The organism is Natronorubrum halobium, from assembly GCF_051351675.1.
Taxonomy (GTDB): Archaea; Halobacteriota; Halobacteria; order Halobacteriales; family Natrialbaceae; genus Natronorubrum.
In genome coordinates this window covers 1,927,774-1,953,957 of sequence record NZ_CP195595.1, presented here as the reverse complement: position 1 = coordinate 1,953,957, position 26,184 = coordinate 1,927,774, and the positions used below count along the sequence as shown (strand labels likewise).

Below are 26,184 nucleotides of genomic sequence, written 5' to 3'. Positions count from 1 at the left end.
GAGGGCGTTCTGCGCTTTCGATCGGTTCTTCGTACTCGCTTGTACCCGATTTCTGCTCCCTCAGTAACCCCGTCAGGGGACTGGAGTTAGTTGGTCGATAATTCGAACGTCGGTGACACGTACCAGTCAGTTCCCCATAGTGGCTGGTGCAAGCCGAATCCACTCACCCATCTCGCCTGAGTTATTGACATAGAGATGAACTCACTGTTCACCCACTTGATCACGACTCAGCGGCAGCGCGCCGGGGTGGTTCTCGATGGCGAGTGAAACATACGAGACCGGTGGCGTGCAGGCGAAGCTCTCCGGTCTCCTGGAATCCTACGGTCTCGGCGTGCTGTTCGCGGCAAACGTGTTCGGTGCGGGCTCGGTCTACATCCTCGCGGACACCGGCGCGAACTTCGCGTTCGCGTTACTGTGGGTCCTTCCGCTGGCCTTCCTCATCGATATCGCGCTCCACGACATGTCCGCACGGCTGGCGGTCTCTCGGGAGCCGCTGACGGACTACATCGTCGATCTGCTTCCCGGCCCCGGCGGTCCCGTTATCATCGTCGCGATGGCGCTCATGAGCGCGCTCTGGTCGATCTCGAACTACGCGATCGCCGGTGCGGCGCTAGCGTGGCTCGTTCCCGGTCTGGACAACGTCATCATCGGCATCCTGCTGGCGAGCGGCGTCGGTATCGCCCTCGTTGAACTGCGCGTGTACGAACGCATCGAGGGCGCGATCGCCGCGATGGTGATCACCGTCTTCGCCTCCTACGGCCTGTTGTTGATCGGACTCGACATCCCCGTCGGAGACGTTGCCGCCGGACTCGTCCCGGCACTCCAGAGCGAGATCGGCTATCTCACGGCGGTGATCGCACTGCTCGGGACGACGGTGTACTGGCCGAACTTCTTCATCCAGTCGAGTATGGGGCCGACCAAGGAGTGGAGTAACATCAACACGTACCGGCGTGACAACGCCGCCGGAATCGTCACGACGCTGACAATCGGTGCGTTCGTGATGATCGTCTCGGCCGTTACCCTGACCGAAGGCCCGACGACGCTCACCGGTCCCGGCGAACCGCTCGCCGCGATCCTCGGTGACAGTGCGCTCTACATCTTCCTGTTCGCCGCGTTGCTCGCCAGTTTCAGTTCGGCGACCGGGACGCTGTTCGGCGCGGGCTACATGGTTCCGCAGGCCCTCGGCCACCACACGCGCTTCGGCGATACGAAGTTCAGAGCGACGGTCGTGGGCCTCATCGTCCTCTCGGCTATCGCGGCGTTCTGGCTGCTCGTGAACACCGGACTCACCCCCGTCAGGATGGCGATCATCATGCCCGCGATCAACGGACTCATCGCCCTGCCGATCACCGTCCTCGCGCTCATCGGCGCCGTCAACCGGTACCGCGACGTCTCGACAAAAGAGAACGTCGCCTTCGCGCTCGTCGCACTCGTCCTGCTCGCCGGGAGCGCGCTGACGGCCGAATCGCTCGCGGCCACCATTTCCGGCTGGCTCTAACGACGGCGGAGCCGGCCCGCCCGTCCTGTGCGTGACGCCCAATTATTACGCTCACTCGCCTACCCGGCAGTCGTGACGCCAGCGTCGTTTCGTACGCATCGACTCGAGGAAACCGACACCGGCCACTACACCGAACTGCTGTCCAACGACGGGAAGAACGACGGCGTGCTGGTCTGTGCCGCCCACGGCGGGCACGTCGAACCGGGTACCGCAGAGCAGGCGGTCGATCTGGCCGCCCGACTCCCCGCAGCCAGCTGCTGGGCCTGTCTGGGGTACGACGAGCGGCAAAGCCCGTTCGAACTGTGGCATCCGCCCTCGAGTGCCTTCTCGCCCGACGAGTACCCGCTCCTCGCCGAAATCGCCGACCGGAACTTCGAGACGGTCGTCAGTTTCCACGGGCTCGGCGACGACCGAGTGCTCGTCGGCGGCAGGATCGACACCGACGCGAAACGGTACGTCAGCGATCGGCTCGAGGACGCGGTGTCATCGCCCGTCGAATCGGTCTCGACGGGACCGTACGCCGGCGTTAACCCGGGCAACTTCGTCAACTGGCTCGCTCGAGACGGCCGTGGGCTCCAGCTCGAACAGAGTCGAACCGTCCGCATAGACGAGCGCGACGCCGTCAACTCCGTTCTCGAGGGCCTCCTCGAGGAGGACGTGCTCTGAGCGAGGAGCGGTCAGCCGGCGTCGCTCGTCCTGATCTCGAGCGGGTCCGTCGCGACGAGTTCCGAGACGACCGCCCCGCCGACGCGCGCGGCGTTCTCGATTCCCAGCGCGAGGCTCGCCGGATTCCCGTCGAAGCTCTCTTCGACCGACTGACCGGGTGCCGCCCGATCGTAGTTCGAGACGGCGCGGACGCTCACGTACCGCTCGCGCAGGCCGAACCGCTCGAGGGCAGTTGCCGTCGCGGCGTCTTCCATCTGGGTCGTCACGTAGGGTGCGACGCCGTACTGGTCACAGAGCCACTGGACCTCCCGCGCGTAGCGAGGGCCGTGCCAGAACTCGTCGCCACAGACGGTCGTTCCCCGTTCGATCGTCGGTCCCGAATCGGGGGCGTTCGGATACTCGCGCTGGTAGTCGCGAGCGTCGGCGTCCTCGCGCAGGTCGACCGCTCGGGCGGCCTCGAGCGCGCAGTCGACGACGCCGTCCTCGGGTCGGTGAACGTAGTCCCGCGGTCGATACGCGAGGAGATCGATTGGGCGCTCGTCGTTGGACGCTTCCGACACGGAATCCGTCACAGCGGCGTCGGATCGGCGGTCCCACCGGTGCTTTCGGTCCCAGTCGACGACGGCGTCTGCAATCGCGACCGAGCCGAGTGCCGTCGTCTCCGGCGACGAGCCGGCGATACCGCAGGAGACGATATAGGCCGACTCGAGGTCGAGGCCCGGACTCGCCAGCACGGCGGTGACGGTCGTCGCCGCGTCGCTCTTGCCGATGCCGGTGGTCGTGACGGCGATTCCGGAGTCGGTCACGTAGACGGGTGTCTCCGCGCCCGGCACCTCGAGGGCGTCGACGGGGTCGTAGCGCTCGAGCCACGGTCGGCGTTCGTCGAGGGGATCCTCGAACGCGGCGGTGAGAACCAGTGCGTCGGGAGCGATCGGGTCGTCCGGATCGGGATCTCGAGGCTCCGGCAGCGGTCTATCAGTTGGGGTCATGGCTGGTTTGCACGGAACGGGTAACTGTGTTGCATACCTATCTCGTCGGGTGGGAGGACTTGTTTCATGTGATGTAACGTGTTACACGAGATGTAACAGGCTCGATCCGAATTCGGAGAGCAACCGGAACACCTTCTAAATCCGCCTTCGTTCTCCGAGTGTGACCGACGCCGACCTCACGATCGACGACGAAATCGTCGCTCGAGCCCGGATTCACGCCCGTGAGGCCTGTCGCGAGTACGACCTCGAGATCGATCGCGCATCCCTCGAGTGGGACGTCACCACGCGCGCTCGCCGCCGAGCGGGGGCGTGTCGGTGGAACGCGAGCCGCGAGGTGGCGACGATCGTGCTCACCCGTCAGGCCTACGAACGCTACGAGTGGGAGACGTTCGCGGGCGTCGTCAGGCACGAACTCGTCCACGCCTGGGAGTTCCAGCGTTTCGGCGAGTCGGGCCACGGCTCGCGGTTTCGCGAGCAGGCGGCGCGACTCGAGGCCCCCAGACACTGCGAGACGTTTTCGGACCCGCGGTACGTCCTCCGGTGTCTCGCGGCCGACTGCGACTGGTCGGCGAGACGCCACCGGGCCTCGAAGCCGGTGAAAGCACCCGACCAGTACCGCTGTGGCACCTGCGGGAGCGACATCGAGATCGAACACGCCGATAGCGGGCGGACGTGGACGACCGCGAGCGAGTTCGGCGGGACGAAAGCGGCGCTCGGCGACGACTGGTGAGTAGCGAGGGACGACCAGCGGAAGTCCCTCGACAAGCGAGCGGGGAGCGGAGCGACCCGCGAGCAGCGAGGTTCGAGCGAAGCGAGAACCTCGAAATGGCGAACGGTGAACGAAGTGAACCGTGAGTAGCGAGGGACGACCAGCGGAAGTCCCTCGAAATGGCGACCCGCGAACGACGAGTCGCCCGCGGAACACTTATTCGACTTCCGTGTGCTGGTTTAGCTATGGGAATACTCGAGTTGATGCTGGGCCAGTCGGAGCCCGGCGAACAGGGAGTCGAGGGACGGTCGTACAAACTGCCGAAGGAGACCCACGACTTCGTCTACCCGATCGCCGTGCGGCCGCGGGAACTCGAGGCCTTCGTCGAACTCCTCGAGGCCGAGGCCGACGCGCCGTCGATCGAGGACAACGCCGACGAACTGCAGGACGTCTTCGACGACGTGCTCGGCGACGTCGAGATCGACGCCGCCGAACTGGCGGAACGGCAGCGCAAGCCGCGACTCGAGACCGAGGCGATAGTCGATCACTGGACCGAGCAGGTACCGGAGGATATCGGCGTCGTCTACGCCCGAATGGATACCTATCCGACGCTGCTCTCGTTCGTCAAACGCTGCAAACAGCGCGACGAGCAGGGCGACGATCCGTTCGAACTCCCCGAGAGCTTCGGAAACGGGGCTGCGCTGCTCAAGCGACTCGAGGCCGCGACGAACGATCAGTATCGCGCCGTCGTTCACACGGACCTGTTGCCGCCCGAAAAGTAGGGCTGCAGTTGGTTTCGTCGGAGACTACGTTACCGCCATATCCCATCAGGACGCCGTACTACGAGTACACCGCCACCGATGCACGGAGTAGACCGTCCCAGCCAGTAGCGTTCCGACGAATCCGAGCAGCCACGCGACGGCACCGTACCCGACGTACACGTTCTCGTACGGTCCGAGGATATCCGCCGGCGGTTCGATCGCCCACGGGCCGAAGTGGACGACGGTGACGACGAGGAGGAGTGTGCCCAGCAGGACTGCCCAGTACCCCGCCCCGACGCGCTCCGTGAGCGTCAGATAGAGCCCGATCACGAGAAGCGGGTAAATCAGGAGGGTGTAAGTGAATACCGTGATCTCGGGAATCAGTGGCCAGCCGACGTGGTTGCCTCGAACGATGTGATCGAGATGGTGCCCGATACCGAAGACCGTCGCGAGGACGATCAGCACAGAGAGTCGTGTATCGACGCTCGTTGGGCCCGGATGATCGCTTCCACGACGATGCCGCGTGTTACCGGATGTTCCGTACATATCTAGAATTCCTGTATGCGGTAGCGAATAGATTCCCCTAACACGTTAGTCGTCACCGCATCGGCACCTATCGGCACGATCGGACGATCTTCGAAACTGAGTGCTACCGCATGCGTCTCCCTTTCCGCTCTGGACCGGTCAAAAACCACTTGACCAGTGCCGCTTCGCCTCGGCGGAGGATCGTGCTCGCCGTCGCCTTATCGATACCGAACGTCTCGGCGAGGTCCGCAAGCGTACACTCCCGAGGGACTTCGAAGTAGCCCTCCCGTACCGCGGCCTCGAGGAGTTCTCGCTGCCGATCGGTCAGTAACGTGCCCGTATCCGTCGTGCTGACTACCGACTGCAGTTCGTACGCCGCATCCGCCCCCTCGAGCGTCGTCCGTAGCTGGTCGAGTTCGTCACGCGTCCCGGTCAGATCGAATTCGAACCAGCCGTTTTGGGCGATCACCGGGAACTCGACGGGCAGTAACGAAAGCTCGACGAAGTCGTAGAGGTCCGTACCGGTCGTCTCGTACTTGCTGAGCACGCGTCTCTCGGTCGATTCTAACGGCTCGAGGTGGGTGATCGCGGGGTGAGTACGCAGCGCATCGACAGTCGCGTCCGGTTCGTCCGTGATGATCTCCCCGAGTTCGATCGCCGTTTCGTCCACTCGGTAGCCCGCCAAGAGCTTGAACGTCGCGTCGGGGAACGCCTGCGACACGTCCGTCAGCCACAGCCCCTCCGGCAGACGGATCCGAAACTGTGCACGGATCATGGGTCGTCGGTAGCGGCATCCGGGAGTCTGTCGACAACGGGTCCGTACCAGTCTCTGTCGAGCTGAGATCGGCTAATCGAGTGCAAGGCCAACATGTTAGGGTAGTTGGCAAGCTCTCCCGCCACGACTATTAGCGTAATGGACGACCAAGATCGCAGCGCCGACGGAGTCAACGAGCAGAAAGTAACCGCTGAGCGCGACGATGACTTCGTGGTATTCCACATCGGGATGCGGATCAACACGCTCTGGAAGGTTCACCGGTGGCTCCCGCTCGTGCTCGTCGCGCCGCGGATGGTCCGTGAACTGGTCGCCGATCCGGAGTCGGGCCTGCTCGGGAGTCGAACGGTAGTCGGACCCGGTATTCGCAATATCGGGTTCGTCCAGTACTGGGAGTCGTTCGATGCGCTCCGAGCGTACGCCCGCGACAGCAACCGGCTGCACTTCCCTGCCTGGCAGGAGTACTACCAAGACGGAACCAAAGACGACGCTGCCATCGGCATCTGGCACGAAACCTATCTGGTGGGTGCAGACGAGTACGAGACCGTCTACAACAATATGCCGGCGCACGGGCTTGCCGCGTCCGACGGGACGGAGATCGTCCCTGCGGCGAACCAGCGGAAGACGGCCGCTGGCCGGCTTGACCAGACGGACGGGACGGACGGTCCCGTAGACGCAAGCGAGTCTGCCTGACAGTTCCCCATCGACGGTGCGGGATCGCGTGTCCGCGTCTCCGGTCAACTGGCGCTGGCCCCTCCATAGACCGGTGACCGGCCGAACGACGCACAGTACCGGTTAGTAAACGATCGTCTCGAACGCCTCGAGCGACGACAGTTCGTACGTCGGTTCGTGCTCCACGCCGTCGCGGTCGTCGCGTCCGAGATCGATCCAGGCCGAATCGATCCCCATCGCGTTCGCGCCCGCGATGTCGGCGTGCAAGGAGTCGCCGACGTGGATCGCCGCGTCGGGCGCGACCCCGAGTTCACCCAGCGCGTACTCGAAGGGAGCCGCGTCCGGTTTCGGATGGATCCCGGCGCTCGGTTCGGTGAAGACGCGAACGTCGAAGGCGTCCGCGATGTCGAGCGCCTCGAGTTTCTGCGTCTGCGTCGGCCGGCCGCCGTTGGTGATCAGCCCGACCGGCCCGCACTCGCGGGCGTGCTCGAGGGCCGCCTTCGCGCCGGGACGAAACTCGACGGCGGTCGGATCCTGTAACTCGAGATACTGCGCGGCGAGCGCGGGTGCGATTCCGGTATCGAAATCGGTCTCGGCGCGGTCGACGACCGCAGTGAACAGGTTCTCGTAGAACTCGCGATCCGTCTCGGCGGTCGGCAGTGACGGCACGGTCGCTCGCAGGTCCGCCGGCGTACAGAAGGGCTCGCACCCGACGTGTTCGAACGTCGACTCGAGCAGCGTCGCGGCGTCCTGTGTGGGCTCACACAGCGTCTGATCGAGATCGAAACAGATCGCATCGTACGCAGCCATATCCCCGGGATAGGACGGCGAGCGTTCTCAACGTTTCGGGAGCATGTGCATACCACACATACCGTGCTATCGAAACCACCGACGTGCCTCCGGTGTCGCGTTCCGGGCGTCAGTCGGAGGGAGTCTCGGCTGCCAACTGATCCGTAGCTGTTATTTTCACGGCGGTTCCTGTCAACGTATGAACGTCGTCAAACGGGTCCATATCGTCCCCCTCGGCTACGAGTACGACCGGATCCTCGAGCCGATCCGGGCACAACGGGCCGACCTGGTCTACCTGCTCGCGGACGAACGAACCGACGATGGTGGTGACTCCGCGGTCACCGCCGACTACCACGACGACCTCCTGGCCGAACTCGAGTCGACCGTTCCCGACGTCGAGACGAGACGCTGTGATCTGGGCGACGTCTACGCCGTCCTCGGCGAGGTGACGACGATCGCCGCGGAACACGCCGACGACACCGTCTCGGTCAACGTCTCCGGTGCAGGGACGATTCCGGCGATCGGCGCGACCATGGCCTGTATGGACGTCTCGACGGACGCACACGCCTACTACGTCGAACCATCCGACTACGCCCACGAGGGCGAGCGCGAACCGATCTCGACCGGCGTCGCCGAAATCGAACGCCTGCCGACGTATCCGATCGACTCGCCGACGCCCGACCAGGTCGCGATCATGGGATTCTTGGCCGATCCCGACGCGTGGGACGGCTACCACGAGGCTCGAACGACTCCACCGAAGAAGAAAGACCTGATCGAGTACGCTCGAGATCGGGGGCTCTCGTTCATGGCCGATCGACGCCCGCCCGAGGAACGCGGCGGGGAGGACAAGGGTGCCTTCCGCGTCCTCGATACGCACGTTCTCGAGCCGCTCGAGGCCGACGGCTACGTGACGATCGAATCGGTCGGTCGCCGCCGCGTGGTCGAACTTACCGAACAGGGGGGTAACGCCTACCGGGCGTTCAAACACAAACTCGCCGACGGCGAGTGACTCGAGACCCGAACGGCGGGTCGAACCGTCAGCGGGAGCGGATGAAAGTGGAGGGTCGATAGTAGCAGGACCGAACGAAAGGAGAGTCGATAGCAGCAGGACCGGACGAAGGGAGGGCCGCTGTCAGCGGGGGACCGACGGCGGACGAGAGCGTTACTCGTCGCGCTCGACCAGCGCACCGAGCGTCGTACCCAGCCGCGCGAACTCGAAATCGATCTCGAGTCGCTCGACGTGAGCGCGAAGCGCGGCTTCGTCGAGCGCCCGCTCGCTCTCATCGCGACCCGCGTCGGGATCGGACGCTCGAGCGAGCAGGAAGGGGGCCGCGTCGGCGAGCGGCGAGCCCGGAAGTTCGGGGCCGACGACACGCCCGCGTTCGGCCGCGGCGAGGAGTTCGTGGGCGACGATCAGCCGCCGCCGCAGCGATCGAATCTCCTCGGGGGCGGCCGGCGAGCCCAGCCGGTCCGCCAGCAACTCGTCGGCCGCGATCACGCGGTCGGGTTCGACCTCGAACGCCTCGAAACGGTCGCGCTCGAGCGTTCGAGCGTCGGTCCGACGACTCGCGAGCCGAACGGCACCCAGGACGGCTGCCGTTCGCCCGTACCGTCGCGACGCGAGGTCGCCAGCGTAATCGAGCGCTGCACGGGCGACGGGCGTGACGGCGTCGACCTCGAGCCGACGAGTCGCCTGATCTACCGTCAGTCCGTCGCCCGCGGGGGAGTGTCGCTGACCCATATCTGAACTGTCTCGTGTAGCTGTATTATCTACTTCTGAGAAGGTGTTATTACAAATGCAACTATCGTTACCATCGTTACTAACGAAACTATCGTACTATCGCTCTCGAATCGCTCGATGTGCGGGACGTTCGAGACGGGACGTCGGCGATAGCGTCTCGCGTAATACGCGACACCCATCCTCCCTCACACGTTACGGTCACCACCGTTCTTTCGAGAGAATAGCGCTCGAGTCGTCCGGTTTCGGGCCGAACCCCGTATCGAACACCGGTCGCGCATGCCGATCCCGTCTGCGGCATTCGCCACGTTCAAGCCGGTGCCCTTCGACGGTCGATTTATGACGCGATCTGTCTGGGTAAAAGCCGACGACACGGTCGGTGACTGGGACGACCGCCGTGCGCGGATCACTGCTGCACTCGAGTCGGGTGCGGACTGGGTACTGGTCGACGAGGACGACGTCGCTCGCGTGCGCGAACTCGGCGATATCAACGTCGCGGCGTTTCGAACCGACGGCGACGTGACGCTGGTCGACGACATCGACGACGCGGAAGCCGACGGCAAGGGGACCGAACCGGCCGCACAGCCCGACGCCGTCGTCGTCGGCAAGGACGGTGAAGGCGACGCGACGATCGATCTACCCGAAGATCTCTCGGGATCGGCGGACCTCTCGACGCTCCGTCGACGCGACGGCGACTTCGAACGCGGTGCGTACGTGCGCATTCTGGGCCAGGAGTACGAACACTTCGCCGAGACCGCCGCCGAGGAGGCCGAACACACCATCGTTGTCGGCGAGGACTGGACGATCATCCCCCTCGAGAACCTGATCGCCCGCATCGGCGAGGAGACCGACCTCGTGGCGGGCGTCACCAGCGCCGAGGAGGCCAAGACGGCGTTCGAGACCCTCGAGATCGGCGCCGACTCCGTCCTGCTGGACTCGGACGATCCGGATCAGATTCGCGAGACCGTCGAGGTCCGCGACCAGGCCGAACGCGAGTCGCTCGACCTCCAGTACGCGGAGGTGCTCGACGTCGAACGCGTCGGGAGCGCCGATAGGGTCTGCGTCGATACGGGTAGCCTGCTGGAACACGACGAAGGGATGCTCGTCGGATCGATGGCCCGCGGCCTCGTCTTCGTCCACGGCGAGACCGCCGAATCACCCTACGTCGCCTCCCGCCCGTTCCGGGTCAACGCAGGCGCCGTCCACGCCTACGTACGCACGCCCGACGGCGGCACGAAGTACCTCTCGGAACTCCAGAGCGGCGACGAAGTCCAGATCGTCGACACCGCCGGAAACACCCGCGAAGCGATCGTCGGCCGCGTCAAGATCGAGAAACGACCGATGTTCCGCATCGCCCTCGAGACCGAAGGCGGCGACCGCATCGAGACCCTGCTGCAGAACGCGGAGACGATCAAGGTCCCGACGCGGGACGGCCGGGCGGCCGTGACCGACATCGAGGCCGGCGACGAACTCCTGTTGTACTACGAGGATACGGCACGCCACTTCGGTGAGGCCGTCGAGGAGAGCATCATCGAGAAGTAACGATCCGTCTATCGGGAGTCGCGTTCATCCGTACGACCGGCAAAATTACCGATTCGAACGCTACCGCTCGAAATAGATTCGGTTACGGCCGGGCGGGCTCTTCCTGTTCGGACTCCTCGGCGTCGCTATCCGCTTTAGCGTCCTCCGGATCGATCGGCTCGAGTCGGGTCGTACACCAGTGACAGAACGCGAGGTCCTCGTCGAGTTCCTTCCCGCACTCGGGACAGGAGGGTCCGTCGCTCGAGTCGGAGCCGTTCGGCGGGAAGCCGACCGCTCTGAAGGTGGCGTCGATGGCCGCGAAGAGGGCGATAAACATAATGAAGAACTGCGCCATCGTGTCGGTTTGCGCGTTCGCAATGTCCACTCCTTCCGAGAACGAGCCAGCAGCGACCATCTGCTCGGTCGGGAAGAAGAACCAGACTGCCGAGAAGTAGAGCCCGGCGAACACCAGCGCACGGAGCCAGTCTCGGATCAAGGCGTGGCCTGCGCCGGGGAGGAAGATCGAGAGGCCGCCAGCGAACAGCGCGCGAAGCCATGTCATCGTACGTGGTGCTAGGGGACCCCGCCCCTTAACATTCCGATTTTCCTCTGCGGCGTGACTGATCAACGCCGGTTACCGTTTCGACAGCGTCTCCGGATCGTACCGCCCGGCGCAGTCGTATCCGTAGTATCCGCCGGCGCACGCCCGGTCTTCGATCCGGTAGATTCGCTCGATCCGAGTCGGTACGAGAACCGGATAACAGCCGATCGAAGACGGCTCCAGAAACGAATAGAGAGATGAGAGACGTTCCGGTGTACAGGGGACGGTTCCGATCAAATCACCACAGTCCTGTCCGGTGGTCGACTGTCCACGGTCGCCGCGGGTACTCACTCCGTCTGCGTGACCTTCTGCCGACTCGGATACTCCTCGTCGAGTTGTTCGAAGATCCGGTTGTCCGTGCCGCTCTGGTCGATCATTTCGATCAGCGAGTCGAGCCTGTGTAACGGAACCTGCCCCGGCGCGTACTCGCTCGAGTCCGATTCCAGTGGCGCGTAGCCCAGCGCCGAGCCGTACAGGGGACCGATGATACGCGTGTGACTCCCGAGTTCGCCCATTGCGATACCGGCGGCCCGAATCCCGTTTTGGGTCGCCGTGTCGATCGCGCTCAGAATCCGCAGACAGTCGGTTCGGTCCGCCGCGTACGTCGCGACCTTGGCGATGTCGCCGTACTTGTTACACTCCTCGATAATCGCATCGAGCGTTTCCTTGTCGGGCGTTTCGTCGAACTCGTGGAAGGAGATAACCAGTTCGACGTCCTGCTCGCGAAACTCGTCGAGTACCCACTGCAGTCCGCGTGCGGTCTCGAGTTCGACGTCGACCTTCTCGACGACATCGAACTCGGCGGCGGCCATCAGTTGATCCAGTCGGCCGCGATCGCTCGCTTCACCGCCGAACCATCGCGATCGGTTCGTCGCGAGAATCGGGAGGGTGCCGTCGTACTCGGCCAGTTGTTCGATCGGGTCGTCCGCACTGTCCATCCGAAATTCGAGCAAATCCGCGGCATCACGAGCCTTCGGCTCCCGTGTAAGATCGTTCGTTGTAGCAGCGAGGGCGAACCCGTCGACGGTCATGACACAGTTTACCAATTCTCCGCATAAAAATATTTCGAGAACACCCATCTCGGGTCCGACTCTTGATACGTCTTCGAGCGTTCAGCGTCGTCCAACGACGGGAATCGAGACCTCGAACAGCGGCTATCGTTGCGGGAGCCGCCCCACGTCCGAGAGGACCGCCGTCGCCGTCTCCGGGCCGCCCGCACCGCGGCCACTCGAGTGTAGCGAACCGGCGTTTCGCGTCTCGATCTGGACGATATTTCGGGTCCCGGTAACGGCCAGCGGGCCGTTCTCGGGAACGAGACGGGGGCCGACGCGAATACCGTCACGGGTCGCCTCGCCGATGAGTCGGATCGTCCGGCCGTCCTCGGCCGCGAGGTCGAGCGCGCTGCCGGGGATCGACTGAATGCCCTCGACCGCGGCGTCCTCGAGCGTGAAGCCGCCGTCGGCGAGCACGTTCGCGAGGATGACTAACTTGAGCGCGACGTCGGTACCGTCGACGTCGAACGTCGGGTCGGTCTCGGCGACGCCGAGGTCCTGGGCCTCCGCGAGGACGTGTTCGTAGTCGAGACCCTCGGCGGCCATCCGCGTGAGGATGAAGTTCGCAGTCCCGTTGAGGATCCCCCGGACCGCAGTCACGGTCTCCGGGGAGCAGTCTTCGATGGTCGAGAGCACTGGAATCGCGCCGCCGACCGCCGCCTCGAACCGGACCGAGCCCGCGCTATCGGTCGCGAGTGTCTGCAATTCTTCGTACCGCTCGGCGACGGGCCCCTTGTTCGCTAACACCGCGTGGCGGTCGGCCTCGAGCGCACGTTTCACGTGCGAGAAGGCGGGTTCGGCGTCGTCGAGCGTCGTCGGCGTCGCCTCGACGAGGACGTCGTACTCGGTCTCGAAGGCGTCCTCGGGGTCGCTGATGCCGATAGGTTCGTCACCGATCTTCCGTTGCAGGGCGCTATCGACGTCGATACCGTCGGCATCGATGACGGCGTTGGTTGAGTCGGCGAGCGCGACGACCTCGTGACCGTACTCACCGGCGAGATCGGCGACTGATCGGCCGACAGTCCCGGCTCCGAGGATTGCGAGTTTCATATGGCATCACCGCCGAGCATCGGTTCGACGACGGTGAGATCCTTCTCTCGACTGATCGAGCGGATCGTCTCGAAGACCTCCTCGGACCGGCCCGAGTCGAGTGCGAGCCGAAGCCGACCGCTCGAGACGTTGCCGGTCCCTTCGGGAGCAGACAGCGAGAGATCGAGAACTGCAGCGCTGGTGTCGTTTTCGATCTGCAGGAGCGTATCCGAGAGGTCGGTCTCGATGAGATGGCCGACCAGAACGAGGGAGACCTCTTCGCCGTAGCGTTCGGCACCGGCCTGAATGACGTTGACGCCGGTCTCTCGGAGCCCCTCGACGATATCGTCGAATCGGTCCGGCGGACACCCGAGATCGACCTCGACGGGAATGTGCCCTCGCGGCGTGATGTTACCGCGTTCGTGATGAATACTCATGAGGTTCCCACCGTTTTCGGCGATCGGTGCGAGCGCGTTGAGCAACTCACCGGGCTCGTCGACCAGTTCGAGACGAACGGTGTAGGTTCGAACACCACCATCGGTCTCGAGGCTGGGGATGCCCGATCTCGTCGGGTCGTCACCCATTGGTGTCACCGCCTGTCGGCATGTGATCGTCCGTCATTGTAGGCATGATACACGCTCCGCAGCGGGGACGTAAAAGATTATAGATCTACTCACAACCCGCTGAGGCAACACGAGCGGTCCGCTGTGACGATTCCGTGGTGAGGCGTTCGGGGGGCCCGGAACGATCGGTAGTGACCGAGCGGTCGCTATTCGAGGGAACGGTGTGCGAAGTGATCGATCACCACGAGAACGGACCGTGAAACGCAACGGCTACTGTGTCGAGAGAAACGGAACGCGAGCGGTCGCGGGATCGTCCGTCAGGCCAGTCCCAGCGTCTCCTCGGCCTCGAGGAGCTCGTGGTACCGGTTTCGAATCGTCACTTCGGAGATGTCGGCGACGTCGCTGACGGCTGCCTGGGTCGTCTTCTCGTTGGTGAGAAGCGCAGCGGCGTAGACCGCGGCGGCGGCGAGGCCGACCGGCGACTTGCCGCTGTGAACGCCCTTCTCCTTGGCGTTCTGGAGGAGCCCGCGGGCGCGGTGTTCGGCCTCGTCGGAGAGGTCGAGTCCCGAGGCGAAGCGGGGAACGTAGCTCTCGGGATCGGCCGGCTGGACCTCGAGGCCCAGTTCCCGAACGACGTAGCGGTAGGTGCGAGCGATCTCGTTCTTCTCGACGCGGGAGACGTCGGCGATCTCGTCGAGGCTTCGTGGGACACCGGCCTGACGAGCGGCGGCGTAGACACAGGAGGTGGAGACGCCCTCGATGGAGCGGCCGGGGAGGAGGTCCTCGTCGAGCGCGCGGCGGTAGATGACGCTCGCGGTCTCGCGGACGTTCGTCGGCAGTCCGAGTGCACTCGCCATCCGGTCGATCTCGCCCAGCGCCTGTTTCAGGTTGCGCTCCTTCGAGTCGCGGGTGCGAAAGCGCTCGTTCCACTTGCGGAGACGCTGCATCTTCTCGCGCTGGCGGGAGCCGAGCGAGTTGCCGTAGGCGTCCTTGTTCCGCCAGTCGATGTTCGTCGAGAGCCCCTTGTCGTGCATCGTGTTCGTCGTGGGCGCACCCACGCGGGACTTCTCGTTCTTCTCGGCGGCGTCGAACGCGCGCCACTCGGGACCGCGGTCGACCGAATCCTCTTCGACGACCAGGCCACAGTCCTCACAGACGGTTTCGCCGTGTTCGTCGTCGACGACCAGGTGCCCCGTACATTCGGGGCAGGCGAGGTCGCTCTGTTCCGATTCGTTCGTCTCTTCGTTCGATTCTCGTTCGGTACGTCGTACTCTGGTGCTCGATGGTGTGTTTGTCATACGATGGCGAGTGCTGACCGGCCGAACTGACTGCAAAAGCCCGGACGGGTTCGTTACCTACCTCGTTCTGATACTCGAGGGTTAAGGGTTTCGGAATCGCGGGCCGACACCTCTCGAAAGCGGGTAATTCGGGGGAACTAGTATGATCGATCGGAACAGTTAAGCTGCAAAGCGAGTCCGAATCGGAGGGGCCAAATTCGGACCGTCCGAACCGGGGGTATGGACGTCGCAGTCGGGAGCACGAACCCGGTCAAGGTGGATGCAGTCGAACGAACGCTCGAGCGATTCCAGCCGTCGGTAACTCCGGTCGCGGTCGACTCGGGCGTCCCAGAACAGCCGTGGTCGGTCGAGGAAACCGTGACCGGCGCCGAAACCCGGGCTCGGCGAGCGCTCGAGGCGACCGACGCCGACTACGGGGTCGGCCTCGAGGGCGGCGTCGCCCGTATCGAGGGCGTCCCCGGCCTCTCCTTGATCATGTGGGCCGCCGTGACCGACGGCGATCGGCTGGAACGCGGGGGCGGTCCGACGCTTCCGCTCCCCGACGACGTAGCCCGTCGCCTCGAGAGCGGGGCCGAACTGGGACCCGTGATGGACGACCGGCACGGAACCGACGGCATCGCGGAGCGCAACGGTGCAGCCGGTGTTCTTACGGGCGGCCTGACGAACCGATCACGGGCATTAGGCGAAGCGGTCGCGTGCGCGTTCGGCCCGTTCGCCACCGGCTCGAACGCTAGCCAACTGTAACTCGCCGTTACCTCACTCGGTCGGCAGTCCCGGCGACACCGGGTCGGCTGCCGGTACCGTCAAGTACTGACGATACTCCGGAAAGATTGATGTTCGTGGACTATAGACAATCATGTACCACAATATATTAACCGGACGTACCAACGAAAGCTTTCTGTCCGGTTATGCACCCATTACTCGCTGGGCAAAACGCACGCAGGCGGAGGGTTAGCCGCACGTACCAAACCCCCTAAGGGCATTCTTGGCATTGAGTGGTGTATGAGCACTGCAATAACCGCGGACCTCACGAGCAAACAACGCCAGATTCTCCAGTATCTCCGCAATAACGCCGGAACGAAGACGTACTTTAAATCCCGTCTTATCGGAAAGGAGCTCGGCATGACGGCCAAAGAGGTCGGATCGAATATCACCGCGCTGCAGGACGGCGACTACGACGTCGAGATCGAAAAATGGGGTTACTCCTCGAGCACGACGTGGAAAGTTAACGCTTAACGGACTGGAAACCGGCTGGACGCTCGTTTCTTGGTCAACACGCACCCCCTCCCCACGCTGTTCCCGTTCGACCGCCCTATCGATCGTCGACCGCTTTTTGACGACCCGCTGCGTACCATCGACTGACAGATGTCACCGCCGATACTGTTCGATATGGACGGAGTCATTCTCGAGGGACCCGGCACCGACCCACAGGTGTACGCCGACGCGGCCGACACGGCCCTCGAGGACCTCGGCGCCGAGCCGACGTCGGACCAGCGAGACGACCTCAGACGGCACGATCTCGAAAACGTCACCACCCACTGCGACACGCTCGGGATCGACGCCGCGGCGTTCTGGAAGCTGAAAGACGAGTACGCATCGGAGACGACTCACGACCTGATTCGGTCGGGCGAACGCGGTCTCTACGACGACATCGACGCGATCGGCGAACTAGCCGACCGAACCACGGTCGGTCTCGTCACGAACAACCGCCACGCGACCGCCGAGTTCGTCGCCGACTACGTGCCGATCGAGTTCGACGTCGTTCGCGGTCGCCGGCCGACGTTCGACGACTACAGACGGCGAAAACCCGACCCCGACTTCATCGACGACGCGCTCTCGGAACTGGGGGTGAGCGACGGACTCTACGTCGGCGACTCGCGCAAAGACGTCACGGCCGGACGGGCGGCGGGCCTCGAGCCGATTTACCTCCGTCGATCACACAACCGGCACGTCGATCGGCCAACGGACGCCGCCGCAGTCGTCGACTCGCTCGCGGCGCTTTCGGCGGTCGTCGAAACGGTATAAACGGCGTCGTTTTCGGTCGGTAATACGCCTTTACCGACCCGTATCGTGTCCTTATCCGTCGAAGACGACGAGCTGATCCGCGTTTCGAGCGAGCTGTCTCGCCGGTTCGCCGAAGGAGTCGGCGTGGCGGATAACCAGGATCAGGACGGTCTCGGGGCGTTCGACGGCGTAGCCGTCCTCGCGCGAGAGCAGACCGGCTTCCTCGAGTTCGCCGGCGTACTTGCTCACCGTCGGCGGCGAGACGTCGAGTACCGTCGCGAGGTCGCCGGCCGTCGCGTCCGGCGTCGAGAGGAGTTCGATAAACATCCCGCGAGGCGTATCCCGTCGGAGATAGCCCAGGGCCTGCTTTTCGAACTCGTCGAACCGATCCGCCGGGACGAACCGCTTGTAATCGCCGTCTCGGAAGCGCTCGATCGCCTCGAGTTCCTCGAGGCGACGCAGGTGGTGTTGGGTCTCGCCGGTACCGAGCTGGAGGTCGTCCCGAATCTTCGAGAAGTGGGCTCCGGGCGTCGTGGTGAGATACCCGGCGATCGCGTCGCGAGCGTCGCTCTCGCCCGTATCCGCCGCCGCAGAGTCGGAGAGACCGGCGAGCGGTGACGCAGCGCCGAGCGCTGCGAACCGGCGCAGGGTCGCTCGTTTGTCGTCGTCGACCCCATCGGAACCCGTCATGTAATACCTACCTACCGAAACGTGGCGGGGCGTAAAACAGGTTTCGCTCCACCTCCTTCACCGAAAACTGACTGTCTGTGGATCTAGCCGTTCGTGCCGGAGTCACCGGCGAAGTCCTGATCCATCTCTTCGATGACCTCGTCCGGATCCGAGATGGTTCCGGCATCTTTGCCCTCTTTGATCGCCTGGGCTTCCTGTTCCATCGCTTCGAGATCCATCTCGGCTTCCTCGTCGATCTCGCCGATGATCTCGGCGATGTCGTCGAGGCCGATCAGTTCGCGCGTCTCCTCGTCGAACTCGAGGCTATCGAGTTGGCTCCCGTCCTCTTTGACGTCGCTGCCGGAGAGGTGTTTGCCGTAGCGGCCGACCATCGAGGTAAGTTCCTGGGGCATGACGAACGTCGTCGACTCGCTCTGGCCGATCTCGGCGAGGGTCTCCATTCCCTGATCGATGATGGCGCGCTCGCCCATCGATTCGGCGGATTTGGCGCGCAGGACGGTCGAAATCGAGTCACCCTGGGCTTCCAGAATCTGGCTCTGCTTTTCACCCTGTGCGCGGATGATCTCGCTCTGTTTGTCACCCTCCGCCTTCTCGACGGCGCTGCGGCGTTCACCCTGTGCCTCGAGGATCATGGCGCGGCGTTTCCGTTCGGCGGAGGTCTGTTGCTCCATCGCGCGCTGGACGTCCTTCGAGGGGTTGACCTCGCGGACCTCGACCGATTCGACGCGGATCCCCCACTCGTCGGTGGGTTCGTCGAGTTCCTGGCGGATGCGGGCGTTGATCTCCTGCCGCTTGTTGAGCGTGTCGTCCAGCTCCATGTCACCCAGCACGGCGCGCAGGGTGGTCTGGGCGAGGTTCGAGGTCGCCTTCTTGTAGTCGTCGACCTGCAGGAACGCCTTCTTGGCGTCCATCACCTTGATGTAGACGACGGCGTCGGCCGTCACCGGGGAGTTGTCCCGCGTGATCGCTTCCTGTCGGGGGACGTCTAACGTCTGGGTTCGCATGTCGAACCGATACGTGTTCGAGACGAACGGCGGGACGAAGTTGATACCCGGCTCGAGGAGTTTGCGGTACTCCCCGAAGACGGTCAGTGCGCGCTTCTCGTACGCGTCGACGATCTCGATTGCACTGAGGAGTGCGGCGATAACGACGAGGAGGACGAGTGCACCGAGGAAGAGCAGTGCACCACCGGTCTGTAACGGGAGTAGTTCTACGACCATAGTTCGATCTTACGGGGGGGACGGGAAAAACGTTCCCTTATTTCACCGACATTTCCGACCTCGAGACCGTCCCGACGTGGGGTGGCGACGTCTCGAGTCGAAATCGTGACCGACTCGAATCGATCCGGAAGTGCCTCAGTTCGATTTCTCCGTCTCGGTCCCGGCCTCCGATTCCGTTTCCGGTTCCGTTTCAGTCGACGGCGACGACTCGGCGTCGGATTCGTCGTCGCCTTCCGCCTGCGAATCCGATTCTACGGCATCCTGTGCGAGTGCGCGATCGATCTCGTCCTCGCCGATCGCACCGAGCGCCTCGACCGTGAGTACGTTCCCCCCGCCGGGATCGAGGACGATCACTTCTTCGCCCTCTTCGATCGTCCCGCTCGTCGTTCGAGCGCTGTAAAAGGGTGCGAACCCGCCTTGGTCGAGTTTGACTTCGCCGTCGCGAGTCGTGACGGTCTCGGTAACGTAGCCCGACGTGCCGGCCAGCGAACTCGAGTCCGACGTCTGGGCGGTCCCCTTCCCGCCGTAGAAGTCGAACTCGTTGTAGACGTAGGCGGCGGCGAGTCCGATGACGAGCGTCAACGCCGCCAGCACGAACGCGTTGGCGACGGGCGGAAAGAGCATTCCGATGAGCCCGGCACCAACCAGTGCGACCCCGATGACGATGAGGTGTGCACCCGGCGAGAGGGCCTCGAGCGCCATCAGGACGAGCCCCACGGAGAGGAGCGCGAGCGGCATGTTCGCGAGGAGGACTTCGAGCATACCTCGAGCTAAGTTCTCACCCAAATTAAAGGTTGTCGAGGCAATCCGCTGACCGTATCGACGAGAAACCACACGGTGGTAGCCCGGTCACCGTCTCTCACTCGCTCAGAGCATAATTGTCGCGAGTTGGAACATCACGAGTACCATCGCGACCGCACCGAGGATAACGAAGAGGATGTTCTCGAGCGTCGGATCGCCGGGTTCGATCGGCGTCGAACTGGGTTCCGGTGCGTACGGATCGTCCTCGTCGGCATCGTCAGCACCGTCTGCGCCCGTTTCGTCCTCGTCGGACGCGTCAGAGAGATCAAGTGGAACCCGGTACTCGTCGTCGGTTCGTTCACGTCGTCCGACGCGGTCGTCGCGTCCCGCGTAACCGTCTTCCTCGAGTCGGTCGTTGCCCCCCGGAGACGCCGCGGTGTTCCGGTCGTCCGCGGACCACGCTGATTCCGTCTCCCCGTCCGAGTACTGGCCGTCCGGAGCCGCCGGTGGCTCGCGTCGATCGTCGTCACCGTCGCTTCCGGACGCGTCGTCTGCCATAGACGGTCCTAACAGGTCCGTCGTCAAAAATCCGCGGTCCGCGTGCGGTCGCCGTGTCACCGGCCCTGGCGACCGCACTCGTGGTCAAACACCGCCACCGATGGACTCGCGTGGCGCTCGAACCCGCCTACGAATTCAGGCCAGATCGGCCTGCTCGTCCCGACCCGTTCGATCGCTGAGGTCGCCGCCGTAGATGACCCCGCGTTCGGCATCGAGCGTGACGACGCTTCCGTCGTCGACGTCGGAGAGATCGGCCCCGCTGATCATCGGGATGTTCATCTCCCGTGCGACCAGCGCCGGGTAGCCGGTTAGCCCGCGCTGGGCGTCGACGATCCCGCCGATCGTCGTCAGGTCGCCCTCGAACTCCTCGTCGAAGTCGGCCGCCAGCGAGAGGATCGCCCCGTCGGGGACGTCCGAGAGGTCGCCGTCCGTCATCCGCACGAGGGGACCGGTCGTCCGCCCCTCGACGACGACGCGACCCGTCGTCAGCGCCTCCGCGGCGACGTGGACTTTCAGCATGTTCGTCGTGTTCGCCCCCTCGAGTTCGGTCATCATCCCGCAGAGTACGACGACGGTGTCGCCGCTGTCGGCGACGCCGGCATCGAGCGCCGCCTGCACCGCCTTCTCGACGACGGCGTCGGCTCCCTGGTCCGAGACGCGGGCGTACAGCGGCGTCACGCCCCACGAGAGGGCGAGTCGTCGTCGGACCTCGTGGCTCGGCGTCGAGGCGACGACCGGGACGCCGGGGCGGTACTTCGCCGTTTTCAGCGCCGTGTAGCCGGATTCGGTCGCCGCGACGACCGCGTCCGCACCGATGTCACGCGCCAGGAACCGCGCCGAGCGGGCTAGCGCGTCCGTCCGCGCCTCGCCCGCTGCGGGGACGCGTTGCTCGAGCATCTCGGCGTACTCCTTCGAGTTCTCGACCTCGCGGACGATACTACCCATGGCGTCGACGACCGCGACGGGGTGGTCACCGATGGCGGTCTCGGCCGACAGCATCACGCCGTCGGTGCCGTCGAGAACGGCGTTCGCGACGTCCGAGGCCTCGGCCCGCGTGGGTCGACGAGCGTGGACCATCGAGTCGAGCATCTCCGTCGCCGTGATCACCGGCGACCCCTCGTTGCGACACTTGCGGATGATCCGCTTTTGAATCATCGGGACGTCCTCCATCGGACACTCGACGCCCAGATCTCCGCGCGCGACCATGATTCCGTAGGCGGCTTCGATGATCTCGTCTAAGTTCTCGACCGCACCGGCGCGTTCGATCTTCGCGATCAGCGGAATTTCGACGCCCAGATCCTCGAGCACCTCGCTGACCGCGTAGACGTCTTCGGCGTCGCGAACGAAACTGGCCGCGACGAAGTCGACGCCCTTCTCGGCGGCCAACTCGAGGTCCTTCCGGTCCTCCTCGGTGACGATATCGAGGTCCAGATCGACGCCGGGAACGTTGACGCCCTTTCGGCCGCCCAGTTCGCCGCCGGTGTCGACGCGGGCCCGAACCGACTGGTCGCCGTGACCTTGCGAATCCGTATCCTCGCGCTCGAGGACGGTCGTCTCGATCAGTCCGTCGTCGAGCAGGATTCTGTCACCCGACTCGACGGCATCGATCGGCAGGGAGAGACCGACCGTTTCGGGGGAGACCTCCTCGCCTTCGACGAACCGGATCTCCGACCCGGTCTCGAGCGTCACCGTCTCGCCCTCGGGAAGCGGCGCGGTCCGGATCTCGGGGCCTTGCATGTCGAGCATCACCGCGACGGGCTCCTCGCGGGCCTCGTCGACGTCGCGAACGCGCTCGATCAACGCGGCGCGATCCTCCCGGCTGCCGTGGCTCGCGTTCAGGCGGGCGACCGACATCCCGGCGTCGGCGAGTTCCCGGATTGTCTCCCGGTCACTCGAGGCCGGACCCAGCGTACAGACGATTTTCGCGTTTCTCATGGCTCGAGCTAGCGGGAGTACGGGCAAAAAGATATGTGGTTTACTCACCTCCGAGTTGTTTTTCGTCCCGTCCTGTGCCACGCGAACCGTTTTCCGCTGGACCGTCCTCGCTCGAAATATGGCCACATACGCATCGCTCGTCGACGTCGACGACCGGGACGTACAGAACGCACAGGAGCTGTCGTCGATCTGGGGCGAGATCAGGACGGAGTTCGAAGAGCACGAAGCCGAAGTGATCGACTCCTACGCGATTCTGGGGGAGCACGACTTCCTCGTGCTGTTCGACGCCGGGGATCGGGAGTCGGCGTTCAAGTCGGCGCTGACGCTTCGTCGCCACGGGCTGTCGTCACAGACGATGGAAATCGTCGACACCGACGACTTCGCGCACCTGGTCGACGAGATCTGATCGCGATTACGGCGCCGGGAGCCGAATCAACCGCCCGTCGATCTCAGTCCGCTGGCCGCTCGAGCAGCCGGGTGACGCGCTCGCCGCTGACGACCTCGGGGATGATGACTTCGTCGGCACCGGCTTCTTTCGCGACGGACTCGTACATCTCCTCGCCGACGCGAACGAGAATTTCGGGGGTCGACGCGGCCGTCCCGCTGACGATAGTGATCTGAATGTTGACGTTCGAGTCGTCGATAGCGGCGACGAGCTTCGTCGCTCGGTCGAGCCCGGCCGACCGCAACACCCGCTCACGCCTTGCGTCTCCCACCACCAGCAGGTGGCCGTCTTCCCGAACGCGCTCCGCGTGATCGTCGTCGATTTCGATGACGACGACCGTTCGACCCGCCTGAGCGAGCCGGTTGGCGATCGTTCGTCCGAACATGCCGTAGCCACAGACGATCACGTGATCGTCGCTGTTTTCGATTCGTCGTTGCATCGTTGCTTGTGAAACCTCCGTTCTGATTCGTCCCCCGAACGCCTCAGTCACGACTGTCTCACCGATCCACAGTCCCGAACAGACGAGTCCGACCGTCACCGCGATCGCATACGCTTTCGTCGCTCGCTCGGGGCCAGCGTGGTCCTCGAAGTGGAGGTCGATGCTCGTCAGATCGACCAGCCAGAACGTCGCCTCCACGAAGCCGACGTTCGCCAGCGCCGAGAGGCCGAGCACACCCGCGATGACGATCGTGCCGAAGGCACTGATCGGTGCTAGCGTTCGGCGCAGAATCGGTCGATCGAAGAGATGAGTCACGGTATCGGGGAACACAGTCGACGATAGTCTTCGATGTACAAATAGGTAATTGGAACGGATTTTAATGCACATATATCTCCCAATACGGATAGAATACCCACACAATACGCCCATGGGCGGAGAACAAGTACGATAGAGGGGTTTTCCTTTCCCCGCCCCCGATCAACGGCCGCCCGGAGGCGAGAGCTACTTGATTTTCTCGCCGATTTCGGCGTCGCCGTGGGTCGTCAGCAGGTCGGCCTCCTCGCCCGCGGCGAGGATCATCCCGTTCGACTCCACGCCGAACAGTTCCGCGGGTTCCATGTTCGCGAGGAGCACGCACTTCGTCCCCGGTAGCTCCTCGAGGTCGTGCAACTGCTTGATTCCCGCGACGACCTGTCGGGTCTCGAAGCCGATGTCGACCTCGAGTCGCGCGAGGTCGTCCGCTCCCTCGATCCCTTCTGCTTCCTCGATTCGACCGACGCGGATATCCAGTTCCTGGAAGTCCTCGAAACCGATTCGATCCTCGAGTAGCGGCTCGAGATCGTCAGTATCTGCCATGTCATCGGATTCGACCGCGTCGGTGTCGTCACTTTCGGTTTCTCCGTCGTCGGACTCGTCGCCGTCGTCGCTCGAGGCCGCGTCGACTCGCTCCTCGAGCTTTTCGGTGAGTTCCTCGACGCGCTCGTCCTCGATCTTCGCGAAGAGTTCGCCGGGTTCGTCGAAGGTCCGCGGCGGGGCCTCGAGTGCGTCCTCGAGGTGGGCGTTCGCAACGTCGCCGTCTTCGCCCAACTGTGCCCACAGGTCCTGGGCCTTGTCGGGGGCGATCGGCTCCAGCAGGACGCCGACGGCCTTGGCGATCTGAACGCAGTCGCGGATGACCTGGGCCGCTCGCTCGGGTTCCTCGTCGGTGAGCTTCCAGGGCTCGTTGCGCTGGATGTACTCGTTGCCGAACTGGGCGAGTCGCGTCGCCGCGTGGCCGACGCCGCGGAGGTCGTAGTCGTTGACCGCCTCGCGGGTCTCGCCGATAGCCCCCTCGATCCGCTCGTGGACTTCCTCGGAGACATCTGCCTCCGGCGTTCCCTCGTAGTTCCGGTAGGCGAACAGGAGCGAGCGGTACCAGAAGTTGCCGACGGTTCCCACCAGTTCGCCGTTGACCTTCTCCTGGAAGGCCTCCCAGGAGAAGTCGACGTCCTGCTGGAGGCCGCCCGTGGTCGTCAGGTAGTAGCGCAGGAGGTCGGGGTGGAACCCTTCGTCGAGATACTCCTTCGCCCAGATCGCTCGATTCCGGCTGGTCGAGAGCCCCTTCCCGTTGATCGTGATGAAGCCGGTCGCGGCGATTCCCCGCGGCGCGTTGTAGCCGGCACCCTCGAGCATCGCCGGCCAGAAGATGGCGTGGTGCTGGATGATGTCGCGGCCGATGATGTGGACGATATCACCGCCGGACTCGCGCTGCTCGTCCGGCGAGCCTCCGCTCGCGGAGACCCCGTCATCCTTCCAGACTTCCTCCCAGTCGTACACGTCTTTTCCGACGCGCTCGGAGTACTGTTTCGTCGAGGCGATGTACTCGATCGGCGCGTCGACCCAGACGTAGAGAACGAGGTCGTCGCCGTCGTCTTCGGCATCCGGGTAGTCGATCCCCCAGTCCATATCCCGCGTGATACACCAGTCCTGGAGGCCGTCTTCGATCCACTGGCGCGGCTGATTCCGGGCGTTCGAGGTTCCCTCGAGACCGTCGAGGAACTCGGTCAGGTAGTCCGCGAACTCGGAGACCTCGAAGAACTTGTGGGCGCGCTCGCGATACTCGGCCGGGTTTCCGGTGATCGTACTCGTCGGATCCTCGACCTCGCCGGGCTCGAGGTGGCGCTGACAGCCCTCGTCGCACTCGTCGCCGCGGGCCTTCGCGCCGCAGTAGGGACAGGTCCCGACGACGTAGCGATCCGGGAGGTACTGGTCGGCGTCGGGATCGTAGGCGACCTGAATCTCCTTCTCGTAGATGTAGCCCTTCTCGTCCAGCGTGCGGACGATATCCTGAGTCAGTTCGGTGTTGGTCTCGTCGTGGGTGTGCCCGTAGTTGTCGAAGTCGACGTTGAACTGCGGGAACGTCTCTTTGTACTGTTCGTGCCACTCCAGCGCGAAGTCTTCGGGGTCGACGCCCTGCTGCTCGGCGTTGACGGCCACCGGGGTGCCGTGCATGTCGGAGCCGCAGACGTAGGCCGTCTCCTGACCCAGCGTCTCGAGCGAGCGGTTGAACGCGTCGGCGCCGATGTACCCCCGCAGGTGACCGATGTGCAGGTCGCCGTTGGCGTAGGGCAACCCGCAGGTTACGACCGCGGGTCTGTCCGTCGGGAATTCGTCAGAGCTCATATCTGTGTGGTGTCGGTGGCGGGCGTAAAACCCGCCGGTTTTCGGTCGTCGGTTCGTTCTCGAGCGATACCGGTCGCTTTCGAGCGAGCGGTCGAATCCGAGCCGAGTTTCGACGCCACGCGAACATCGTATGAGCGATGTGTTCGCAGCGTTCCACCCGGTGCGGTACCGTCGCTACAGTCGCATCAGAAGAGTGCTACGGACGGTACGCGTCATCGGTTCCGAGTTGTGGATATCCCTACATAAGTGTTCGGCCCCGCGACTCGCGTCCGTCTCGGGCGATCGTCTCTCGATGCCGATAGACGCGC

General features: G+C 64.2%; 28 protein-coding genes. 11 read left to right on the top strand and 17 right to left on the bottom strand.

Annotated elements, in window-relative coordinates:
* Nucleotides 1–256: 256 nt before the first annotated feature.
* Nucleotides 257–1,498 carry an NRAMP family divalent metal transporter gene (locus tag ACSFC7_RS09700; RefSeq protein ID WP_436347507.1) on the top strand — a complete coding sequence of 414 codons (1,242 nt, stop codon included), beginning with the start codon at nt 257–259 and terminating at the stop codon, nt 1,496–1,498.
* Nucleotides 1,499–1,570: 72 nt separating this feature from the next.
* Nucleotides 1,571–2,164 carry a poly-gamma-glutamate hydrolase family protein gene (locus ACSFC7_RS09695; RefSeq protein WP_436347506.1) on the top strand — a complete coding sequence of 198 codons (594 nt, stop codon included), beginning with the start codon at nt 1,571–1,573 and terminating at the stop codon, nt 2,162–2,164.
* 11 nt (nt 2,165–2,175) lie between these two features.
* On the opposite strand, the gene ACSFC7_RS09690 is transcribed toward ACSFC7_RS09695, so the two are convergent.
* Nucleotides 2,176–3,153: a phosphorylase family protein gene (locus ACSFC7_RS09690; protein ID WP_436347505.1), complete on the bottom strand. Its 978-nt coding sequence runs from the start codon at nt 3,151–3,153 to the stop codon at nt 2,176–2,178.
* Between the two features lie 160 nt (nt 3,154–3,313).
* Between ACSFC7_RS09690 and ACSFC7_RS09685 the strand changes: the two genes are divergently transcribed.
* Nucleotides 3,314–3,883 carry a SprT family zinc-dependent metalloprotease gene (locus ACSFC7_RS09685; protein WP_436347504.1) on the top strand — a complete coding sequence of 190 codons (570 nt, stop codon included), beginning with the start codon at nt 3,314–3,316 and terminating at the stop codon, nt 3,881–3,883.
* 224 nt (nt 3,884–4,107) lie between these two features.
* On the top strand, nt 4,108–4,644 hold the full coding sequence (locus ACSFC7_RS09680; RefSeq protein ID WP_436347503.1) for a hypothetical protein: 537 nt from the start codon (nt 4,108–4,110) through the stop codon (nt 4,642–4,644).
* A 45-nt stretch (nt 4,645–4,689) separates the two neighbouring features.
* On the opposite strand, the gene ACSFC7_RS09675 is transcribed toward ACSFC7_RS09680, so the two are convergent.
* Both ACSFC7_RS09675 and ACSFC7_RS09670 read right to left on the bottom strand, forming a co-directional pair.
* The gene (locus tag ACSFC7_RS09675) at nt 4,690–5,169 is read right to left on the bottom strand and encodes a hypothetical protein (protein WP_436347502.1); all 480 of its coding nucleotides are present in this window, start codon (nt 5,167–5,169) and stop codon (nt 4,690–4,692) included.
* Between the two features lie 103 nt (nt 5,170–5,272).
* Nucleotides 5,273–5,923, bottom strand: a complete 651-nt coding sequence (locus tag ACSFC7_RS09670) for a helix-turn-helix domain-containing protein (RefSeq protein WP_436347501.1) — start codon at nt 5,921–5,923, stop codon at nt 5,273–5,275.
* Nucleotides 5,924–6,061: 138 nt separating this feature from the next.
* Here ACSFC7_RS09670 and ACSFC7_RS09665 point away from each other — a divergent pair, with 138 nt between their 5' ends.
* The gene (locus tag ACSFC7_RS09665) at nt 6,062–6,613 is read left to right on the top strand and encodes a DUF4188 domain-containing protein (RefSeq protein WP_436347500.1); all 552 of its coding nucleotides are present in this window, start codon (nt 6,062–6,064) and stop codon (nt 6,611–6,613) included.
* Nucleotides 6,614–6,715: 102 nt separating this feature from the next.
* Here ACSFC7_RS09665 and ACSFC7_RS09660 read toward each other — a convergent pair whose 3' ends face one another.
* Nucleotides 6,716–7,402: an HAD family hydrolase gene (locus ACSFC7_RS09660; RefSeq protein WP_436347499.1), complete on the bottom strand. Its 687-nt coding sequence runs from the start codon at nt 7,400–7,402 to the stop codon at nt 6,716–6,718.
* A gap of 178 nt (nt 7,403–7,580) precedes the next feature.
* Here ACSFC7_RS09660 and ACSFC7_RS09655 point away from each other — a divergent pair, with 178 nt between their 5' ends.
* Entirely contained in the window at nt 7,581–8,390 is an 810-nt protein-coding gene (locus tag ACSFC7_RS09655) for an HFX_2341 family transcriptional regulator domain-containing protein (RefSeq protein WP_436347498.1), read from the top strand.
* 153 nt (nt 8,391–8,543) lie between these two features.
* Here ACSFC7_RS09655 and ACSFC7_RS09650 read toward each other — a convergent pair whose 3' ends face one another.
* Nucleotides 8,544–9,122: a hypothetical protein gene (locus ACSFC7_RS09650; RefSeq protein ID WP_436347497.1), complete on the bottom strand. Its 579-nt coding sequence runs from the start codon at nt 9,120–9,122 to the stop codon at nt 8,544–8,546.
* Between the two features lie 336 nt (nt 9,123–9,458).
* On the opposite strand from ACSFC7_RS09650, the gene ACSFC7_RS09645 reads away from it, so the two are divergent.
* Nucleotides 9,459–10,661: a 3-dehydroquinate synthase II gene (locus ACSFC7_RS09645; protein WP_436347496.1), complete on the top strand. Its 1,203-nt coding sequence runs from the start codon at nt 9,459–9,461 to the stop codon at nt 10,659–10,661.
* Between the two features lie 82 nt (nt 10,662–10,743).
* Here the strand turns inward: ACSFC7_RS09645 and ACSFC7_RS09640 are convergent, their stop codons facing one another.
* The 5 genes from ACSFC7_RS09640 to ACSFC7_RS09620 form a co-directional block, all read right to left on the bottom strand.
* Complete coding sequence (locus ACSFC7_RS09640) at nt 10,744–11,202, bottom strand: DUF7575 domain-containing protein (RefSeq protein ID WP_436347495.1); 459 nt, start codon at nt 11,200–11,202, stop codon at nt 10,744–10,746.
* A 326-nt stretch (nt 11,203–11,528) separates the two neighbouring features.
* Nucleotides 11,529–12,272, bottom strand: a complete 744-nt coding sequence (locus ACSFC7_RS09635; protein ID WP_436347494.1) for a type I 3-dehydroquinate dehydratase — start codon at nt 12,270–12,272, stop codon at nt 11,529–11,531.
* 123 nt (nt 12,273–12,395) lie between these two features.
* Nucleotides 12,396–13,343 carry a homoserine dehydrogenase gene (locus ACSFC7_RS09630; RefSeq protein WP_436347493.1) on the bottom strand — a complete coding sequence of 316 codons (948 nt, stop codon included), beginning with the start codon at nt 13,341–13,343 and terminating at the stop codon, nt 12,396–12,398.
* Nucleotides 13,340–13,906 (bottom strand): amino acid-binding protein, encoded by a 567-nt coding sequence (locus ACSFC7_RS09625; protein ID WP_436347492.1) that lies wholly within the window; start codon nt 13,904–13,906, stop codon nt 13,340–13,342. The genes ACSFC7_RS09630 and ACSFC7_RS09625 overlap by 4 nt, the downstream gene beginning before the upstream one ends.
* A gap of 296 nt (nt 13,907–14,202) precedes the next feature.
* Nucleotides 14,203–15,183 carry a transcription initiation factor IIB gene (locus tag ACSFC7_RS09620; protein ID WP_436347491.1) on the bottom strand — a complete coding sequence of 327 codons (981 nt, stop codon included), beginning with the start codon at nt 15,181–15,183 and terminating at the stop codon, nt 14,203–14,205.
* Nucleotides 15,184–15,402: 219 nt separating this feature from the next.
* On the opposite strand from ACSFC7_RS09620, the gene yjjX reads away from it, so the two are divergent.
* The 3 genes from yjjX to ACSFC7_RS09605 all read left to right on the top strand — a co-directional run bounded on the left by yjjX (nt 15,403) and on the right by ACSFC7_RS09605 (nt 17,208).
* Nucleotides 15,403–15,927, top strand: coding sequence for an inosine/xanthosine triphosphatase (yjjX, locus tag ACSFC7_RS09615; RefSeq protein WP_436347490.1), 525 nt, complete (start codon nt 15,403–15,405; stop codon nt 15,925–15,927).
* 258 nt (nt 15,928–16,185) lie between these two features.
* A complete protein-coding gene (locus ACSFC7_RS09610; RefSeq protein ID WP_436347489.1) occupies nt 16,186–16,419 on the top strand; it encodes a DUF7123 family protein in 234 nt (77 codons plus the stop codon).
* Nucleotides 16,420–16,548: 129 nt separating this feature from the next.
* Nucleotides 16,549–17,208, top strand: coding sequence for an HAD family hydrolase (locus tag ACSFC7_RS09605; protein ID WP_436347488.1), 660 nt, complete (start codon nt 16,549–16,551; stop codon nt 17,206–17,208).
* Between the two features lie 51 nt (nt 17,209–17,259).
* Here ACSFC7_RS09605 and ACSFC7_RS09600 read toward each other — a convergent pair whose 3' ends face one another.
* The 5 genes from ACSFC7_RS09600 to pyk all read right to left on the bottom strand — a co-directional run bounded on the left by ACSFC7_RS09600 (nt 17,260) and on the right by pyk (nt 22,331).
* Nucleotides 17,260–17,877, bottom strand: coding sequence for a winged helix-turn-helix transcriptional regulator (locus ACSFC7_RS09600; RefSeq protein ID WP_436347487.1), 618 nt, complete (start codon nt 17,875–17,877; stop codon nt 17,260–17,262).
* 83 nt (nt 17,878–17,960) lie between these two features.
* Nucleotides 17,961–19,097 (bottom strand): SPFH domain-containing protein, encoded by a 1,137-nt coding sequence (locus ACSFC7_RS09595; RefSeq protein ID WP_436347486.1) that lies wholly within the window; start codon nt 19,095–19,097, stop codon nt 17,961–17,963.
* A gap of 135 nt (nt 19,098–19,232) precedes the next feature.
* Entirely contained in the window at nt 19,233–19,859 is a 627-nt protein-coding gene (locus ACSFC7_RS09590; RefSeq protein WP_436347485.1) for an NfeD family protein, read from the bottom strand.
* A 105-nt stretch (nt 19,860–19,964) separates the two neighbouring features.
* A complete protein-coding gene (locus ACSFC7_RS09585) occupies nt 19,965–20,396 on the bottom strand; it encodes a DUF7312 domain-containing protein (protein WP_436347484.1) in 432 nt (143 codons plus the stop codon).
* Between the two features lie 135 nt (nt 20,397–20,531).
* On the bottom strand, nt 20,532–22,331 hold the full coding sequence (pyk, locus tag ACSFC7_RS09580) for a pyruvate kinase (protein WP_436347483.1): 1,800 nt from the start codon (nt 22,329–22,331) through the stop codon (nt 20,532–20,534).
* Between the two features lie 118 nt (nt 22,332–22,449).
* On the opposite strand from pyk, the gene ACSFC7_RS09575 reads away from it, so the two are divergent.
* Nucleotides 22,450–22,737 carry a GYD domain-containing protein gene (locus ACSFC7_RS09575; protein WP_436347482.1) on the top strand — a complete coding sequence of 96 codons (288 nt, stop codon included), beginning with the start codon at nt 22,450–22,452 and terminating at the stop codon, nt 22,735–22,737.
* 43 nt (nt 22,738–22,780) lie between these two features.
* On the opposite strand, the gene ACSFC7_RS09570 is transcribed toward ACSFC7_RS09575, so the two are convergent.
* Both ACSFC7_RS09570 and metG read right to left on the bottom strand, forming a co-directional pair.
* The gene (locus tag ACSFC7_RS09570; protein ID WP_436347481.1) at nt 22,781–23,545 is read right to left on the bottom strand and encodes a potassium channel family protein; all 765 of its coding nucleotides are present in this window, start codon (nt 23,543–23,545) and stop codon (nt 22,781–22,783) included.
* A gap of 171 nt (nt 23,546–23,716) precedes the next feature.
* The gene (gene metG / locus ACSFC7_RS09565; protein WP_436347480.1) at nt 23,717–25,876 is read right to left on the bottom strand and encodes a methionine--tRNA ligase; all 2,160 of its coding nucleotides are present in this window, start codon (nt 25,874–25,876) and stop codon (nt 23,717–23,719) included.
* Between the last annotated feature and the right edge of the window lie 308 nt (nt 25,877–26,184).